Source organism: Brevundimonas sp. Leaf363 (genome assembly GCF_001424025.1).
Classification (GTDB): domain Bacteria; phylum Pseudomonadota; class Alphaproteobacteria; order Caulobacterales; family Caulobacteraceae; genus Brevundimonas.
In genome coordinates this window covers 1,356,841-1,372,685 of sequence record NZ_LMPZ01000002.1, presented here as the reverse complement: position 1 = coordinate 1,372,685, position 15,845 = coordinate 1,356,841, and the positions used below count along the sequence as shown (strand labels likewise).

The window sequence follows — 15,845 nt, the reverse complement described above, 5'->3', positions numbered from 1 at the left end:
CCGTGGTCAAGTATTGTGGCTGCGATGATCGCACTGGACGGACCGAAATTATCTCATGCCTGAAGTCATTCTGCCTGGCGCCTCTGGCCGCATCGAAGGTCGCTATTCGCCGGGCAAGCGCCCGAACGCCCCCATCGCCCTGATCCTGCACCCGCACCCCAAGGCGGCAGGCCACATGAACAACCCGGTGACGGTCACCCTGCACCAGCTGTTCCAGCAGCGGGGCTTCGCAACCCTGCGTTATAATTCGCGCGGCGTCGGCAAGAGCCAGGGCGAGTTCGACAGCGGCATCGGCGAGCTAGCCGACGCGGCCACGGCGCTGGACTGGCTGCAGTCCAGCAACCCGGCCGCCACCCAGACCTGGGTCGCCGGCTATCAGTTCGGCGCCTACATCGGCATGCAGCTGCTGATGCGCCGACCCGAAACGGACGGTTTCATCTCCGTCTCGCCGCCGACCAACATGTACGATTTCAGCTTCCTGGCCCCCTGCCCGGCGTCCGGTCTGTTCCTGCACGGCACGGCCGACAGCATCGTCCCGCCGGTCGAGGTCGAGCGCGTGGTCAACAAGCTGCGCACCCAGAAGGGCATCGTCATCGATTACGAGCTGGAGGACGGCGCCAGCCACTTCTGGCAGGACCACATGGGCGCTGTTGAACGCCGCGTGGGCGCCTATCTGGACAAGCGCCTGGAGGCGGAACCGGCGTAGGCCGCCTCCAGACCAGATTTGTCAGGGATCGGTGGACACGGCTAAGCTGGCCTCACGTTCGGGGGAACCAGCTTGATCCGTTTCATTATCATCGGCGCGGCCACGGCCGCCGCCCTGTTCGCCGCCGCGCCGGCCTCGGCGCAGGGTGACGGCCTACGCGACTTCTGCGCCGACCGGCCCGGCAAGGGCACGCCGACCTGCATACTGGACGCGGGCCATCTTCAGCTGGAGGTCGGCCTGTTCGACTACGGCCGCCAGTCGGATGGCGGCGTCCGCACCGAATCCTGGGGCTACGGAGACACCTGGCTGCGGTTCGGGGTGAGCGAGTTGACCGAGGTCCAGGTCGGCCTGACGCCGTACACCTCCGAGGAAACCCGAGAGGGCGGCTTCAGCGACAAGGTCCACGGGACCGGCGATCTGACGGTTGGCGTGCGCCACTCGCTGGCCAATCCTGACGGGGTCCGGCGTGTCGGTGGCTCTGGCCAGCTTCATGACCGTGCCAACCGGATCGGACGCGGTGTCGGACAACCAGATGTCAGGCGGTGTGGTCCTGCCCATCGCCCTGCCGCTGAACGACGACTGGGGCCTCAGCTTGTCGCCCGAAATCGACCTGGTCCCGGATGCGGACGGCGAAGGCGCGCACGCGGCGTACGCCATCGTCGCGGGCGTCGGTCGCGCCTTTGGCCCGTGGGCTCTGGGGGCGGAGATCTGGGTCGCGCACGACGACGACCCCATGGGCGGCGTCACCCAGTCCACCTTCGACCTGACCGCCGTCTGGACCCCGCCCTTCCTGGCCGACGCGCAACTCGACTTCGGCCTGAATTTCGGCCTCAATGACGACAGCCCGGACGTGGAGTTCGGCGTCGGCGTGGCGCGACGGTTCTAGTAGATCAGGAAAGGCCGCGTCTCTTCGGCCCAGGCCGCCTCGTCCGGCTTCGTCAGCGCATCCAGATCCCCCGCGTCCGCCTCCGCGTCATCCACCCACTCCCGCAGCAGCGGCGAGCCGTTGATGACGTCGATGGCCAGCTTCCCGAAGGCGTATTCGTAAGGGAAGTCGCGCCACAGGTCGTAGTCGGGATACAGAGACCGGATCGCCTTGAATCCAAGCGCCTGCATCCGCCACGGCTGGAAGGCGGCGTGGTCATAGTGCGGGCCTTCGACGTGGATCTGCACGCCGTTGCACAGCTGTCCGACGTGTTTGTGGAAGGTCGGCTGGAACCACATGTCGCGCAGCACGCAGCCGCCCAGCCACTGCGGCGCCAGGCGCTGCATCTCGGCGATCACGGCCTTGGCGTCGATGTCGGGCGCGCCGAACAGCTCCAGCGGCCGGGTGGTGCCCCGCCCCTCCGACAGGGTCGCCCCCTCCAGCATCACCGTGCCGGCATAGGCCCGCGCCATCGACAGGTTCGGCGCATTGGGGCTGGGGTTCACCCACGCCCGCTCCAGCAACGGCCAGCCATAGCCCGGCGCCTGATCGGTCGCCCAGCCATCCATCTCTATGACGCGATAGGCCACATCCAGCTTGAAGTGGTGGATGAACCAGCGCCCTAGCTCGCCCAGCGTCAGGCCATGCCGCATCGGCATGGGCCCGGCGCCGACGAAGCTCTCCCAGCCCGACCGCAGCGTCAGCCCCTCGATGGGCCGCCCGGCCGGATTGGGCCGGTCCAGAACCCACACTTCCTTGCCGTGCTCGGCCGCCGCCTCCAGCACATAGAGCAGCGTGGTGACATAGGTGTAGATACGGCAGCCCAGGTCCTGCAGGTCGATCAGCACCACGTCGAAGGTGTTCATCCACTGGCCGCGCGGCCGGCGCACTTCTCCGTACAGGCTGAAGACGGGGAAGCCGTACACCGGGTCGGTGTAGTCCGGGCTCTCCATCATATTGTCCTGCAGGTCGCCCTTCATCCCGTGCTGGGGACCGAAGGCGGCGGTGATGTTCACGCCCGCCGCGACCAGGGCGTCCACCGAATGGGTCAGATCCGCCGTCACCGAGGCCGGATGCGCCACCAGCGCCACGCGCCTGCCCTGAAGCGGCGCGCGAAGCGACGCATCCGAGACCAAGCGATCGATGCCGAACATCATGCGGGCTCCGCAGGCAGGCTCAGGGTGAAACCGGCCGGATTGTGGAAGTCCGGCTCGGGCGACGGATGGGCCAGCGCCCAGTAGGTGATCGTGCCGTCGGTCGCCTCGATGACGGTCGACAGGGCCAGCAGGCCGACGGGGTCGGGCAACTCGACCTCGGCCTCCAGCGCGATCTGGTCGGCGGCCAGATCCAGCGGCTCGATCACCGCTATCTCGTCCGCATCGGCCATGTCCTGGCGATAGCCGGTGAAGCGATACGACGCCCAGCGGCTAGACGGAGCCAAGTTGAATTCGCGGTAGCCGCCGTCGGTCTGGATGAAGACCTCGAAACAGGTGTGCTTCCACAGCTCGTCGGTGCGGTCCGGCGCAGCCTCGGCAGGCGTTTCGACCTCACCGACTCGCCCCTCGATCGTGTAGCGCAGCCAGAGCTTCGGCCCACGCCGCTCCAGCCTTACCGAGACGCGCTCGATCGGCCCGGGCGGATTGGTCGGATGGGGGATCAGGTCGACTTCCATCGGCCATCGATAGCCCGCCGGCTCCGCCATCCCAAGCGTCGGAAAGGCGATCGACGCCGCGCCGAGCGCGAGGACGGTACGCCGCGTTTTGGAAGTCTCGCCCATGACGCCTCCGATCCTGTCGTTCGCTTCGCTCATACAGCCTCTATCGCCAGTGGACAGCCGCCGCTTGACGGTCGCTCACGACCGCCCTACCCCAAAACCCATGTTCGCCGCCCGCGCCCTGACCAGCCTGTATTACCGCCCGCTGATCTAGCGAGCGGCCCGCGAACCCACGCGCCGCACCTGCTGGCGCGAAACCCCTGACAGCGCGCCGGCTTCCCTGCTAACGGAGCCGACCATGACCGATACAGCCTTCAAGTCCGACTTCCTGAAGACGCTTCAGGCGCGCGGCTACATCCATCAGATCACCCATCCGGCCGAGCTGGACGCGGCGGCGGCGACGTTGATCGTCTCCGGCTACATCGGTTTCGACGCGACGGCGCCCAGCCTGCACGTCGGCAGCCTGATCCAGATCATGATGCTGCGCCGGCTTCAGCAGGCGGGCGGCAAGCCCGTGGTCATCATGGGCGGCGGCACGACCAAGGTCGGCGATCCGACCGGCAAGGACGCCTCGCGCCCCCACCTGACGGACGAGACGATCCAGTCGAACATCGCCTCGATCCGCACGGTCTTCGAGAAATTCCTGACCTTCGGAGACGGGCCGACCGACGCGGTCATGATCGACAACGACGATTGGCTGTCAGGCTACGGCTACATCCAATTCCTGCGCGAATACGGCACGCACTTCACCGTCAACCGGATGCTGGCGTTCGATTCCGTCAAGCTGCGGCTGGAACGCGAGCAGCCGATGAGCTTCCTCGAATTCAACTACATGCTGATGCAGTCGGTCGACTTCCTGGAGCTAAACCGCCGCCTGAATGTGACGCTGCAGATGGGCGGCTCGGACCAGTGGGGCAATATCGTCTCGGGCGTCGATCTGGTGCGGCGCGTGGACCAGAAGGCCGCCTTCGGCCTGACCACGCCGCTGCTGACCACGGCGTCAGGCGGCAAGATGGGCAAGACGGCGCAAGGCGCTGTCTGGCTGAACGCCGAGCAGCTGTCGCCGTACGACTACTGGCAGTTCTGGCGGAACGTCGACGACGCCGATGTGGGCAAGTTCCTGCGCCTGTTCACCGACCTGCCGCTGGACCAGATCGCCGCGCTGGAAGCCCTCGACGGCGCCGCCATCAACGACGCCAAGAAGGCCCTGGCCGACGCCACCACCACCCTGCTGCACGGCGCCGAGGCGGCCGCGACCGCCCGCGCCGCATCCGAGAGCGCCTTCGAAAAGGGCGTCGTCTCGGCCGACCTGCCGACCGTCGAACTGCCGCGTGAAGAGGTGATCGGCGCCATGATCGCCGCTGTCGCCACCAAGGCGGGCCTGACCGCGTCCAATGGCGAAGCCCGTCGCCTGGCCCAGGGCGGCGGCCTGCGCCTGAACGATGCGGCGGTGACGGACGGGGCTCAGCTCATCATCGAGGACGACCTGACGGACGGCGTCCTGAAGCTGGCGGCCGGCAAGAAGAAGCTGGTTCTGGTGAAGGCAGTCTGATGGTGGCGGAAGACGGCCAACCCGCCCCCGCCCTGGACCTGCCCACCGACGACGGCGCGCAGGTGTCGCTGGCCGCGCTGAACGGCCCGGCGGTGATCTTCTTCTATCCGAAGGCCGACACGCCCGCCTGTACATCGGAAGCGAAGGACTTCACCGCACTGGCAGAGGACTTCGCCAAACTGGGGGTCGCGCTCATCGGTGTGTCGAAGGACGCGCCGAAGAAGCTGGCCCGCTTCCGCGCCAAGCACGAACTCGGCGTCATCCTGGCGTCCGACGAGACCGGCGGCGTGTGCGAAGCCTGGGGCGTCTGGGGCGAGAAGCAGCTCTATGGCCGCACCTATATGGGCATCGAGCGCGCGACTTTCCTGATCGACGCCCAAGGTCGCGTCCGTCAGTCGTGGCGCAAGGTGAAAACGGCAGGTCATGCCCAATCCGTGCTGGACGCGGCGCGAGCGCTCTAGCCGATTGCGATGTGCGGTTGCGAGATCGATGGCGGCTTGACTAAAACTCTGGTCAAATAATGCGCCTGACGCGCGAATTCGCCTCGTCGCAAGATTCGTTTTCGCCCTCACGCGCGAAATCGAGGTTAACAATGCGTGAACACCCTTGCAGTGATCGCCGTCCTCTCGGATAAAGTCCTGGACGTGGGGGCGTTGCGTATGACGGACCAGAGCGAGACACGAAGGCGTTCAGTAATCGAACGTTGGTTTCCCGAGCGGCATCTGTATCACCGCATCGCCGGGGGCGAAGTTCGCGGCCACGTTCTAACTCCTGCAAAGCAGATGATGGCTGCGCTGGCCGTCCTCGCCTTCGGCGGCTGGACCCTGGTGGCGTCGGGCGGCTTCCTGTTCGACCTGTCCGTTCGGGCCAACGCCAGTGACGCCATCTCCCAGAGCCGCGCCGCCTCCGAGCGGTTGAATGCCGATCTGCAGGCTCGATTGGACAGCGCCGTGGTCCGGATGTCGGCCACCAACGGCTCGCTGGACGACATGGCCCAGATGGTCGAGCGGCGGCACGCCGCCCTAACCCAGGTCATGGGCATGTTCCACGGCGTCGAGGGCGCAGAAGCCGCGCTCAAGCCTGCGCCGATGGCGCGCCCCAACGATGCGCCGCTGCGCCGGATTCTGGCGGTGCGAATGGATCAGGAGCGACTGATCGCCCGCGCCGAGGACTTCGCCCAGAGCCGCGCAGAACGTCTGCGCCTCGCCTTCCGGCTGGCGGGCCTGAACCCCGCCGCCTATGCGCCGCAGGGCGCCGGCTTGGGCGGTCCCCTGGTCGAAGCCAAGGACCCGCGGGCCCTGGCCGCCATCATGGACGTGGACGAGCCGTTCGCCGTGCGTATCCGCCATGCGGCCGACAACCTGAACGACATGCGCGGCTTGGCCGATGCGGCCGAGAGCCTGCCTTTCGACCGGCCCACCCAGGCGCGCACCACATCCGGCTTCGGCGTGCGCTTCGATCCCTTCAACGGCCGCCCCGCCCTGCATCAGGGTCAGGACTTCGCCGCGCCCCTGAACACGCCGATCTACGCCACCGCTCCCGGCGTCGTGTCTTTTGTCGGCGTTCGTTCAGGGTATGGAAACGTCGTCGAGATAGACCACGGTCGCGGTTTCAAGACGCGCTTCGCCCATCTCAACGCCACGGCGGTCCAGCCTGGCCAAGCCATCGCGCTCGGCCAACGCATCGGCGCCATGGGCACGACCGGACGCTCAACCGGCGTTCACCTGCACTATGAAGTGTGGATGGACGGCCGCCCTCAAAATCCCGCCCGCTTCATGAAAGCCGGAGACCAACTTGTTCAATAAGACCAAATCCCCCGCCCCCGAGCCGCAACGTCCGTCGGGCGTCGCCGCCATCCCGCCTCTGCCGGATCTGCCGTCGCCCGGCGTCTCGCGCGCCGCGCCGGCCGCGGCGCCGTCGCAGGCTTCGGCCTCGGTCTCGAACCGTGGCCTGTCGACCCTGTCGGCGGATCTGGCCTTCGAAGGCAACATCTCGGGCGCCGGCGACCTTCAGGCCGACGGCCAGATCAAGGGCGACGTGCGCGTCGGCCGCCTGATCGTCGGTGAGACCGGCGCCGTCGAAGGCAATGTCCAGGCGGACTATGTCGAGGTGCGCGGCCGCGTGGTCGGCGGCGTCTCCGGCAAGCAGGTGAAGCTGGTCGCTACCGCCTATGTGGACGGCGACATCACCGCCGAGCAGCTGTCGATCGACATCGGCGCCTACTTCCAGGGCCGCGTGCTGCAAGGAGCCCGTCAGGCTCCGGCTCCTGCCCCGGCCCCGCGTCCGGCCGCCTACACGCCGCCGCCCGAGCCGACCCCGGCTCCGGCGCCCGCTCCGGTCATCGACGACCTGCCGCATATCCCGGACCTGAAGCCGGCGTCGTAAGACCCAGCATCATCGAAACGAAAGAAGCGCCGGAGCCTCAGGGCCCCGGCGCTTTTTCATTGTCCCCTCAGTCGACCGTCGAACCGCGCGTCTCGCCCACGCGGGCCGCCAGCGCGGCGCCCATGAAGGCGTCCAGATCGCCGTCCAGGACGCCTTGGGTGTCGGACGTCTCCACCTCGGTGCGCAGGTCCTTCACCATCTGATACGGCTGAAGGACATAGCTTCGGATCTGGTGGCCCCAGCCGATGTCGGTCTTGGCGTCGGCCAGGGCCTGGGCCACGGCCTCGCGCTTTTGCAGTTCCAGTTCGTACAGACGCGCGCGCAGCATCTTCCAGGCCTGTTCCCGGTTCTGGTGCTGGGAGCGGCCGGCCTGACAGGCGACCACGGTGTTGGTCGGAACGTGGGTCAGTCGGACCGCCGAATCGGTCTTGTTGATGTGCTGACCGCCGGCGCCGGACGCGCGGTAGGTATCGGTGCGCACGTCGGACGGATTGATGTCGATTTCGATCGCATCGTCGACCACCGGCGACACTCCGATCGAAGCGAAGCTGGTGTGCCTTTTGGCCGCCGCGTCATAGGGGCTGATGCGGACCAGGCGGTGCACGCCCGATTCCGACTTCAGCCAGCCATAGGCGTTCGGCCCTGTGATCAGGATGGTGGCCGACTTGACGCCGGCCTGCTCGCCGTCTTCCTGGGCCTCGACCTCGACGGTGTAGCCATGCGCCCGCGCCCAGCGGGAATACATCCGCAGCAGCATGCCGGCCCAGTCGTTGGATTCCGTGCCGCCGGCGCCGGAGTTCACCTCCAGATAGGCGTCGTTGCCGTCGGCCTCGCCGGACAGCAACGCCTCCAGCTCGGCGCGCGCGGCGCGATCCTTGATGGCCTTTAGCGACGCGCGCGCTTCTTCCAGCGTGGCCTCGTCGCCCTCGTCGTCAGCCATCTCGGACAGCATGACGCCGTCCTCGAGCTCTCGCTCCATGGCTCTGATGGTGTTGATCTGGGCTTCCAGCTTTGAGCGCTCACGGCTGACCGCCTGCGCCTCATCGGGCTTGTCCCACAGCGTCGGGTCCTCGACCCGCGCATTCAGCTCATCGAGCTTTCTGACGGCGACATCCCAGTCAAAGACGCCTCCTGAGCAGAGCGACGCTCTGCTCGATGTCGGCCTTCATGGCCTCGACATCCGGTCTCATCGCAATCTCCGGCGACATGAAGTGAGGGGCGCAGATAGAGCGCGCCGGGGGCGAGGAAAAGGCCTCAATACAATCCGCTCAAATCCTCCGCCGGCCCGCGCTCGGGCGGCGGGGCCGAAGGCGGCGGCGGCGCTGCGGGCGCAGGACCGGCGACGGCTTCTTCCTCGCGCCGCAGGACGTCATAATAGTTCTGCGGTCCCACGGGCGCGGCTGGCGCGGTGGGGGCCGCCGGGCGCTGGCGTTCGGTGCCGGGACGGAACGCCTCCTCAATGCCGTTGACGGTGCGGAAGATGGCGTTGCGCGGCCGCACGAAAGGCCGGGCGGGCCGCGACTTCAGCGCCGTCTGCATGAACTCGGTGAAGATCGGCACCGGCGTGCCCGCGCCCGTTTCGCCGGATCCCAGCGAGCGGTTGTCGTCGAAGCCGATGAAGACGCCGACCACGATGTCGCTGCTGAAGCCGACGAACCAGGCGGATCGATACTCGTTCGTGGTGCCGGTCTTGCCGCCGACGTAGCGACCCAGGCCGCGGGCGCTGGCGGCGGTGCCACGCTGGACCACGCCTTCCAGCATGGAGCTCATCTGGTAGGCGGTGATGGGGTCCAGGACCTGTTCGCCGCGGGGCGCCAAGCGCGGGCTTTCCTGGCCCGAGAACGGCCGGCCGCAGTCTCGGCAGGTGCGGCCATCGGCGCGGAAGATGGTTTCACCGTTCCGGTCCTGCACCATCTCGATCAGATAGGGGTCGATGCGCCGCCCACCGTTGACGAAGGCGGCGTAAGCGGCGGTCAGGCGATAGGGCGTCGTTTCTCCAGCGCCCAGCGACACCGACAGATTGGGCACCATGTTGTCCGCCACGCCCATCCGCTTGGACATCGCCACGATCTTGTCCATTCCGACCGCCTGGGCCAGGCGCACGGTCATGACGTTGCGCGACAGCTCCAGACCGCGGCGCAGCGACTGCGGGCCATAGTATTCGCGGCTGTAGTTCTCGGGCGTCCAGCGACCGCCGTTGGCGCCGCCGGCGAAGCTGATCGGCGCATCCAGGATGATCGAGGCGGGCGTGTAATCACCCTCCAGCGCCGTCGCATAGACGATCGGCTTGAACGCCGAACCCGGCTGCCGCCAGGCCTGGGTCGCGCGGTTGAAACTGCTGAGGGCGTAGGAATAGCCGCCGACCATCGCCAGGACGCGACCTGTCTGGGGCTCTATGGCCACCAGGGCGCCGTTCACGGCGGGTACCTGGCGCAGGGCGAACTGGCCGTTCTGGGGCTCTACGAAGATCAGGTCGCCACGCCGCAGCTGGCGATTGGCGTTGGCCCAAGCGGCGTCTGCAGCGATCAGTGCGCCGGCGCGGTCATCCCGCGCCGTGCGAACGCGAACGGTGTTGCCGGCGACGCTCTCGATCGCGGCGGCCTGCCAGCTGCGGCGTTCGGCGGGCAGCGTCTTCTTCAGCGCCTCGGCCTGCCAGCCCGGCGCAAAGTCGGTGGTGCCCCACGCCCCGCGCCAGCCGTGACGACGATCGTACTGCTCCAGCCCATGCATCAGGGCGATGCGCGCCGCCGACTGCAGCTCCGGATCCAGCGTGGTGCGCATGTAATAGCCGCCGCCGTTCACCTGCTCGCGGCCGAACAGGCTGATCGCTCGGCGCCGCGCTTCCTCCACGAAGAAGTCGGCATCGGCATAGGCGGCGCGGCGCGGTGCGTCCTGCGTCTTCAGCGGACGCGCCCGCGCCTCGATCAGCTGAGCCGGCGTCAGCCAGCCGCTCTGCGCCATCTCGCCCAGAACCCAATCCCGTCGGCCCTTAGCCGCGCCAGGGTGACGCTTGGGGTGGTAGTTGTTGGGGCCCTTGGGCAGCGACGCCAGGAAGGCGGCTTCGTCCGGCGTCAACTGCGCCAGCGACTTGCCGAAATAGTTGTAGGCGGCCGAGGCCACGCCGAACGAGCGATAGCCCAGGAAAATCTCGTTCAGATACAGCTCGAGGATCTGCTCCTTGGTCAGCGTCGCCTCCAGGCGGCTGGACAGGATGGCTTCCTTCAGCTTGCGGTTCAGGCTGCTCTCGTTGGTCAGCAGGACGTTCTTGGCGACCTGCTGAGTGATGGTCGAGCCGCCCTCCAGGCGCCGCCCTGACACCACGTTGAACAGGTTCTTGAACATGGCCCGCCCGATGCCGGACACGTCGATGCCGCCATGCTGGAAGAAGTTGCGATCCTCAGCGGCCAGAAACGCCTGCACGACCGGCAGGGGTATCTGCTCGTAGGGGACATAGATGCGCCGCTCGTCCGAAAACTCGCCGATCAGCGTGCCGTCGACGGCGTAGACGCGCGTGGCGGTCGGCGGCCGATAGTCGGCAAGCTCCGACGCGTCTGGCAGGTCATGGAACAGCCAGGCCGCGTATATGGCGACGATCAGGCCCGCCAGGGCGATCGCGCCCAGCAAGACGATCCCCGCCCACACGAACCAACGCTCGGCTAGCTTCACCTGCAACTCCGTCACCCCGGCCGACTGCTTTAGCTCGCGTCGCGGGCCGCGCCTAGGGCGGGTGTGCGTCCCCGCGCTTGCCTGACGCTCAGCGCCGCCGCATCTTGCTGAAAAGACGCACTGGGGAGCGAATCACGTGCAGGACCTCGTCATGCCCGCGCTGGCCTCGATCGGCCTGGCGGCGATCGGCGGCTATCTGCTGGGTTCGATCCCGTTCGGCGTCATTCTGACCCGCGCGGCCGGCGCCGGGGACGTGCGCAACATCGGCTCTGGAAACATCGGCGCGACCAATGTCCTGCGGACGGGTCGCAAGGATCTGGCCGTCGCCACCCTCGTCCTAGACGCCGGCAAGGGCGCGGTCGCCTTTCTGGTAGCGCGCTGGCTGTTGGGCAGCGACGTGGCCGCCGCGATCGCCGGCGGCGCCGCCTTCCTGGGCCACCTGTTTCCTGCCTGGCTGGGCTTCAAGGGCGGCAAGGGGGTGGCGACCTTCTTCGGGCTGCTGCTGGCCGCCTGCTGGCCGCTGGGGCTGCTGGCGGCCCTGATCTGGCTGGTCGTCGCCTTTACGGCGCGGATCTCGTCGCTCGCAGCGCTGACGGCGGCGGCGCTGACGCCAGTGCTGGCCATCCTCCCCCTTTCCCTGCCCGGCATGCCTGTCGCGCCGCCGATCCTGCTGATGACCGTGGTCATGGCTGTGGCCATCTACATCACCCATCGCGAGAACATCGGTCGTCTGCTCAAGGGCGCCGAGCCTCGCATCGGCGCGAAGAAGGCGTGAGCCTGTCTGAAGACGAGCGTCTCGCCCGGCTGCGGCTCGCCCGCACGGAACGCGTCGGCCCGGTCGCCTTTCGCCAGCTGATCGGGCGCTTTGGCGACGCTGTATCAGCGCTGGAAGCCTTGCCCGCGTTCTCGCGCCGAGCCGGCGGTCAGGGCGTGACGCCGATCGATCCTGGCCGGATCGAACGCGAAATGGCGGATGGAAACCACGCCGGCGCACGCCTCATTGTGCTGGGCGATGCCGATTATCCCGAACGCCTCGCCCAGATCGACCCGCCGCCGCCCGTTCTGTGGGCGTTGGGCGACCCGGCGCTGCTGCAGCGTTCATGCGTGGCCATTGTCGGCGCGCGAATCGCGTCGGCAGGGGGCCAGCGCATCGCACGCGGCCTGGCCCAGCAGCTGGGCCAGGCCGGCCACGTCGTTGTGTCGGGCATGGCGCGCGGCGTCGACGGCGCAGCGCATGAGGGCTCGCTCCCCACAGGCTCGGTCGCCGTTCTGGGCGGCGGCGTCGACGATATCTATCCGCCCGAGCACGCCGATCTACATCGCCGCTTGGCTGAAAATGGCTGTGTCGTATCGGAGAATCCGATGGGCGCTCGGGCCCAGGCGCGCGACTTTCCGCGCCGCAATCGCATCATTTCGGGTCTGTCGCGGGGCGTCGTCGTGGTCGAGGCCGAAATCCGGTCGGGATCCCTGATCACCGCGCGCCTGGCCGCCGAACAGGGGCGCGACGTCTTCGCCGTACCGGGGTCGCCGCTGGACCCAAGGGCCAGAGGACCCAACGACTTGCTGCGTCAGGGCGCAATCCTCTGCGAGGGACTGGAGGACATTGAGCGCGCGTTCGAGACCTTCCGCGCTGTCAGGGAGCGCGAGACGCCGCCGTTCGAGTCGTATCCCGACGAGGCGGCCGACGTCAGCCTGCTGGACCGGGTCGCCGCCCTGCTCTCACCGACGCCGACGCCTCGAGACGAACTGGCGCGCGCGCTGGGCTTGCCCATGAGCGTCATCGCCGGCGCACTGCTGGAGCTGAACCTGGCGGGCCGGTGCGAACTCCTGCCCGGCGGCCTGGTCGCCGCCGCTTAGCTCGGCCGGTCCCCCGGTGTGGGTTCATCGGCGAACAACGGGATCGGAGGCTGCTGGGAAAGAGCCGCCGCAGCGTCCAGCAGGCGCGCCAGAGGCTCGTCTCCATTGAAGCGCGCCATCTGCGCCAGCTCGGCCGCCATGGCGCCGACGTACTCGCGCACGGGATACTTCTCAGGCAAGTCGGCCGGCGCCGGCGCCCGGGACGGCCGTTCCTCAAATCGTTCGCGCGCTTGCATCAACCTCTCCATAGCCCAGCGCCGCACAATGGATACAACTTCAGATATTTATGCAACCTTGCCTATGCTCTTGGGTTGCACTGAAGGCTTTGGCCGCGCTCCGATTGACAGGAGCCCTTCCGCCAACCACGTTCCCGGCCCTCCCTAGAAGCGCCGTGTGAATGCAACTCGTCATCGTCGAGAGCCCCGCGAAGGCTAAGACCATCAACAAATATCTGGGCTCGGACTTCCACGTCCTGGCGTCCTACGGTCACGTCCGCGACCTGCCGTCCAAGGACGGCTCGGTGAAGCCGGATGAAGACTTCGCCATGGATTGGGAGATCGATCCCAAGGCGTCCAAGCGGATGAGCGAGATCGCCGAGGCAGCCAAGCGCTCGGACCGAGTCATTCTCGCCACCGACCCGGACCGCGAGGGCGAGGCCATTAGCTGGCACGTTCTGGACATCCTGACCAAGAAGCGGGCGCTTAAGGACAAGCCGGTTGAGCGGGTGACGTTCAATGCGATCACCAAGTCCGCCGTGCTGGAAGCGATGGCCGCGCCGCGTCAGCTGGATATGGAGCTGGTCGAGGCTTACCTCGCCCGGCGCGCGCTGGACTATCTGGTCGGTTTCACCCTGTCGCCCGTGCTGTGGCGCAAGCTGCCGGGCGCGCGCTCGGCGGGGCGTGTGCAGTCGGTCGCGCTGCGCATCGTGGTCGACAGAGAGCTGGAAATTGAACGGTTTAAGGCCCAGGAGTACTGGTCGGTCGAGGCCGATCTGAACGCCGACAGCCCGCCCTTCACCGCTCGTCTGGTGAAGCACGAGGGCAAGCGAATCCAGCGCCTGGACATCAAGGACGAAGCGACAGCACAGGCCGCCCGTACCGCCATCGCGGCCTCGCCTCTGACGATCCGCTCGATCGAGAAGAAGCCGATCAAGCGTTCGCCTGCCCCGCCCTTCACCACCTCGACACTCCAACAGGAAGCCGCGCGGAAGTTAGGTTTTAATGCCCAACGAACCATGCAGGCCGCGCAAAAGCTCTACGAAGGCGTCGACGAGAACGGCGGCCTGATCACCTACATGCGGACCGACGGCGTGCAGACGACGCCCGAAGGCCTGGCCCAGGCGCGCGAGGTCATCGCCGACCGCTTCGGCCCCGCCTTCGTCCCGTCGGAACCTCGGTACTACAAGGCGAAAGCCAAGAATGCTCAGGAAGCGCACGAGGCGATCCGCCCGACCAACATCGCGCGCCATCCCGATTCCCTGCGCCTCGATGGCGACCTGCAGCGGCTCTACGAACTGATCTGGAAGCGAATGGTCGCCTCTCAGATGGAGAGCGCGCGCCTGGACCGGACCACGGTCGAGATCGAGACGCCCAACGGCCAGACGGGCCTGCGCGCCACCGGTCAGGTGGTCACCTTCGATGGCTTCCTGGCCGTGTACGAAGAAGGCCGCGACGAACGCCAGAAGGGCGCCGAGTCGGAGGAGGACGACGATTCGTCCCGCCTGCCCGCCCTCAAGGAAGGCGCGATCGCCAAGGTCGACGCCATCCGCACCGACCAGCACTTCACCGAACCGCCGCCGCGCTATTCGGAAGCGACCCTGGTCAAGAAGCTGGAAGAGCTGGGCATCGGCCGCCCCTCCACATACGCGTCCATCCTGACCACCCTGCGCGACCGCAGCTATGTCCGCATGGAGAACAACCGCTTCGTCCCGGAAGACAACGGCCGCCTGGTCACCGCCTTCCTGGAGCAGTTCTTCGGCCGCTGGGTGCAGTACGACTTCACCGCCGCGCTGGAGACCCAGCTTGACGAGGTTTCGGCCGGCGACATGGACTGGAAGGCGCTGCTGCGCGAATTCTGGTCACACCTGAAGCCCGCCCAGGCCGCCGTGCTGGAGCGTCAGGGCGTCATCGACGAGCTGGACCAGGCCATCGGCCCGTTCCTGTTTCCCGACAAGGGCGACGGGTCCGACCCGCGCCTGTGCCCGCTTTGCAAGACCGGCCACCTGCATCTGAAGGCCAGCTTCAAGATGAAGTCGTCCTTCATCGGATGCTCGAACTACCCGGAATGCCGTTACACGCGCGGTTTCGGGGCGGGCGAGACGGAGGGCGGCGAGGCCGGCGGCGACCGCGACCTGGGCGTCGATCCGGCCACAGGCCAGCCCGTCTCGCTGAAGATCGGGCGCTTCGGGCCCTATGTCGAAACCGCCAACCCCGGCGAGGAGAAGCCCAAGCGCTCCTCCTTGCCCAAGGGCTGGTCCGCTGCGACCCTCACACTGGAACAGGCCGTGCGCCTGCTCGCCCTGCCGCGCCCCGTCGGCGAGCACCCCGAGGACGGCAAGCCGATCACGGCGGGCCTCGGCCGCTATGGCCCCTTCATCCTGCACGCCGGCACCTACGCAAATGTCGCTGATATCGATGAAGTCTTCGAGATCGGCCTGAACCGTGCGGTCGTGTTGCTGGCCGAAAAGCGCGCCGGCAAATTCGCCGGTCGCGGCGCGGCCGCGGCGCCGCTGAAGGACCTCGGCGCCCACCCCGAAACGGGCGAGCCCGTCCACGTCATGGCGGGCCGCTTCGGTCCCTATGTGAAGTCAGGCAAGATCAACGCCACCCTGCCGAAAGGCACGGTGCCGGAAGAGCTGACGATGGAGGCCGCACTGCCGCTGCTGGCCGCCCGCGCCGACGCCGCACCCAAGAAGGGGGCGAAGAAGGCCGCTCCGGCGAAGAAGCCCGCCGCGAAGAAGCCTGCCGCCAAGAAGGCGCCGGCCAAGAAGCCGGCGGCCAAAATGACCGCTACAAAGGCCGACACCTAGGGATCCATCGCC

General features: G+C 67.6%; 14 protein-coding genes. 9 read left to right on the top strand and 5 right to left on the bottom strand.

Annotation, left to right across the window (positions count from 1 at the left end; genetic code table 11):
- Nucleotides 1–55 precede the first annotated feature (55 nt).
- Both ASG17_RS09895 and ASG17_RS15945 read left to right on the top strand, forming a co-directional pair.
- Nucleotides 56–706: an alpha/beta hydrolase gene (locus tag ASG17_RS09895; protein ID WP_056102461.1), complete on the top strand. Its 651-nt coding sequence runs from the start codon at nt 56–58 to the stop codon at nt 704–706.
- A 466-nt stretch (nt 707–1,172) separates the two neighbouring features.
- Complete coding sequence (locus ASG17_RS15945; protein WP_056102457.1) at nt 1,173–1,592, top strand: transporter; 420 nt, start codon at nt 1,173–1,175, stop codon at nt 1,590–1,592.
- Here ASG17_RS15945 and ASG17_RS09885 read toward each other — a convergent pair.
- Nucleotides 1,589–2,788, bottom strand: a complete 1,200-nt coding sequence (locus ASG17_RS09885) for an exo-beta-N-acetylmuramidase NamZ domain-containing protein (protein ID WP_056102455.1) — start codon at nt 2,786–2,788, stop codon at nt 1,589–1,591. The two genes, ASG17_RS15945 and ASG17_RS09885, sit on opposite strands and share 4 nt — an antisense overlap.
- The gene (locus ASG17_RS09880; RefSeq protein WP_162238785.1) at nt 2,785–3,408 is read right to left on the bottom strand and encodes a DOMON-like domain-containing protein; all 624 of its coding nucleotides are present in this window, start codon (nt 3,406–3,408) and stop codon (nt 2,785–2,787) included. The genes ASG17_RS09885 and ASG17_RS09880 overlap by 4 nt, the downstream gene beginning before the upstream one ends.
- A gap of 235 nt (nt 3,409–3,643) precedes the next feature.
- On the opposite strand from ASG17_RS09880, the gene tyrS reads away from it, so the two are divergent.
- The 4 genes from tyrS to ASG17_RS09860 all read left to right on the top strand — a co-directional run bounded on the left by tyrS (nt 3,644) and on the right by ASG17_RS09860 (nt 7,282).
- On the top strand, nt 3,644–4,897 hold the full coding sequence (gene tyrS, locus ASG17_RS09875) for a tyrosine--tRNA ligase (RefSeq protein WP_056102447.1): 1,254 nt from the start codon (nt 3,644–3,646) through the stop codon (nt 4,895–4,897).
- A complete protein-coding gene (locus tag ASG17_RS09870; protein ID WP_056102444.1) occupies nt 4,897–5,358 on the top strand; it encodes a peroxiredoxin in 462 nt (153 codons plus the stop codon). The genes tyrS and ASG17_RS09870 overlap by 1 nt, the downstream gene beginning before the upstream one ends.
- Nucleotides 5,359–5,556: 198 nt before the next feature.
- Nucleotides 5,557–6,702, top strand: a complete 1,146-nt coding sequence (locus tag ASG17_RS09865; protein WP_056102441.1) for a peptidoglycan DD-metalloendopeptidase family protein — start codon at nt 5,557–5,559, stop codon at nt 6,700–6,702.
- A complete protein-coding gene (locus ASG17_RS09860; RefSeq protein WP_056102439.1) occupies nt 6,692–7,282 on the top strand; it encodes a polymer-forming cytoskeletal protein in 591 nt (196 codons plus the stop codon). The genes ASG17_RS09865 and ASG17_RS09860 overlap by 11 nt, the downstream gene beginning before the upstream one ends.
- Before the next feature lie 67 nt (nt 7,283–7,349).
- Here the strand turns inward: ASG17_RS09860 and prfB are convergent.
- Nucleotides 7,350–8,472, bottom strand: a protein-coding gene (gene prfB / locus ASG17_RS09855; RefSeq protein WP_156367794.1) for a peptide chain release factor 2 whose coding sequence is annotated in 2 segments (ribosomal slippage) — nt 7,350–8,402 and nt 8,404–8,472 — 1,122 coding nt in all. Because the reading frame shifts where the segments join, the coding sequence is not laid out codon by codon here.
- Nucleotides 8,473–8,536: 64 nt separating this feature from the next.
- A complete protein-coding gene (locus tag ASG17_RS09850) occupies nt 8,537–10,948 on the bottom strand; it encodes a penicillin-binding protein 1A (RefSeq protein WP_056103403.1) in 2,412 nt (803 codons plus the stop codon).
- Between the two features lie 136 nt (nt 10,949–11,084).
- Between ASG17_RS09850 and plsY the strand changes: the two genes are divergently transcribed.
- On the top strand, nt 11,085–11,723 hold the full coding sequence (gene plsY / locus ASG17_RS09845; protein WP_056102433.1) for a glycerol-3-phosphate 1-O-acyltransferase PlsY: 639 nt from the start codon (nt 11,085–11,087) through the stop codon (nt 11,721–11,723).
- Complete coding sequence (gene dprA / locus ASG17_RS09840) at nt 11,720–12,805, top strand: DNA-processing protein DprA (RefSeq protein WP_056102430.1); 1,086 nt, start codon at nt 11,720–11,722, stop codon at nt 12,803–12,805. Before plsY ends, dprA begins: the two co-directional genes overlap by 4 nt.
- Here the strand turns inward: dprA and ASG17_RS09835 are convergent.
- On the bottom strand, nt 12,802–13,041 hold the full coding sequence (locus ASG17_RS09835) for a hypothetical protein (protein WP_156367793.1): 240 nt from the start codon (nt 13,039–13,041) through the stop codon (nt 12,802–12,804). The two genes, dprA and ASG17_RS09835, sit on opposite strands and share 4 nt — an antisense overlap.
- Before the next feature lie 161 nt (nt 13,042–13,202).
- Between ASG17_RS09835 and topA the strand changes: the two genes are divergently transcribed.
- On the top strand, nt 13,203–15,833 hold the full coding sequence (gene topA / locus ASG17_RS09830; RefSeq protein WP_056102424.1) for a type I DNA topoisomerase: 2,631 nt from the start codon (nt 13,203–13,205) through the stop codon (nt 15,831–15,833).
- Nucleotides 15,834–15,845 lie beyond the last annotated feature (12 nt).

What these genes read in the sequence shown, in the direction of transcription:
- ASG17_RS09895 (WP_056102461.1), top strand. Translation starts at nt 56, where the DNA reads ATGCCTGAAGTCATTCTGCCTGGCGCCTCTGGCCGCATCGAAGGTCGC.
- ASG17_RS09885 (WP_056102455.1), bottom strand. Translation starts at nt 2,788, where the DNA reads ATGATGTTCGGCATCGATCGCTTGGTCTCGGATGCGTCGCTTCGCGCG.
- tyrS (WP_056102447.1), top strand. Translation starts at nt 3,644, where the DNA reads ATGACCGATACAGCCTTCAAGTCCGACTTCCTGAAGACGCTTCAGGCG.
- ASG17_RS09880 (WP_162238785.1), bottom strand. Translation starts at nt 3,408, where the DNA reads ATGGGCGAGACTTCCAAAACGCGGCGTACCGTCCTCGCGCTCGGCGCG.
- topA (WP_056102424.1), top strand. Translation starts at nt 13,203, where the DNA reads ATGCAACTCGTCATCGTCGAGAGCCCCGCGAAGGCTAAGACCATCAAC.
- ASG17_RS09865 (WP_056102441.1), top strand. Translation starts at nt 5,557, where the DNA reads ATGACGGACCAGAGCGAGACACGAAGGCGTTCAGTAATCGAACGTTGG.
- ASG17_RS09870 (WP_056102444.1), top strand. Translation starts at nt 4,897, where the DNA reads ATGGTGGCGGAAGACGGCCAACCCGCCCCCGCCCTGGACCTGCCCACC.
- ASG17_RS09835 (WP_156367793.1), bottom strand. Translation starts at nt 13,041, where the DNA reads ATGCAAGCGCGCGAACGATTTGAGGAACGGCCGTCCCGGGCGCCGGCG.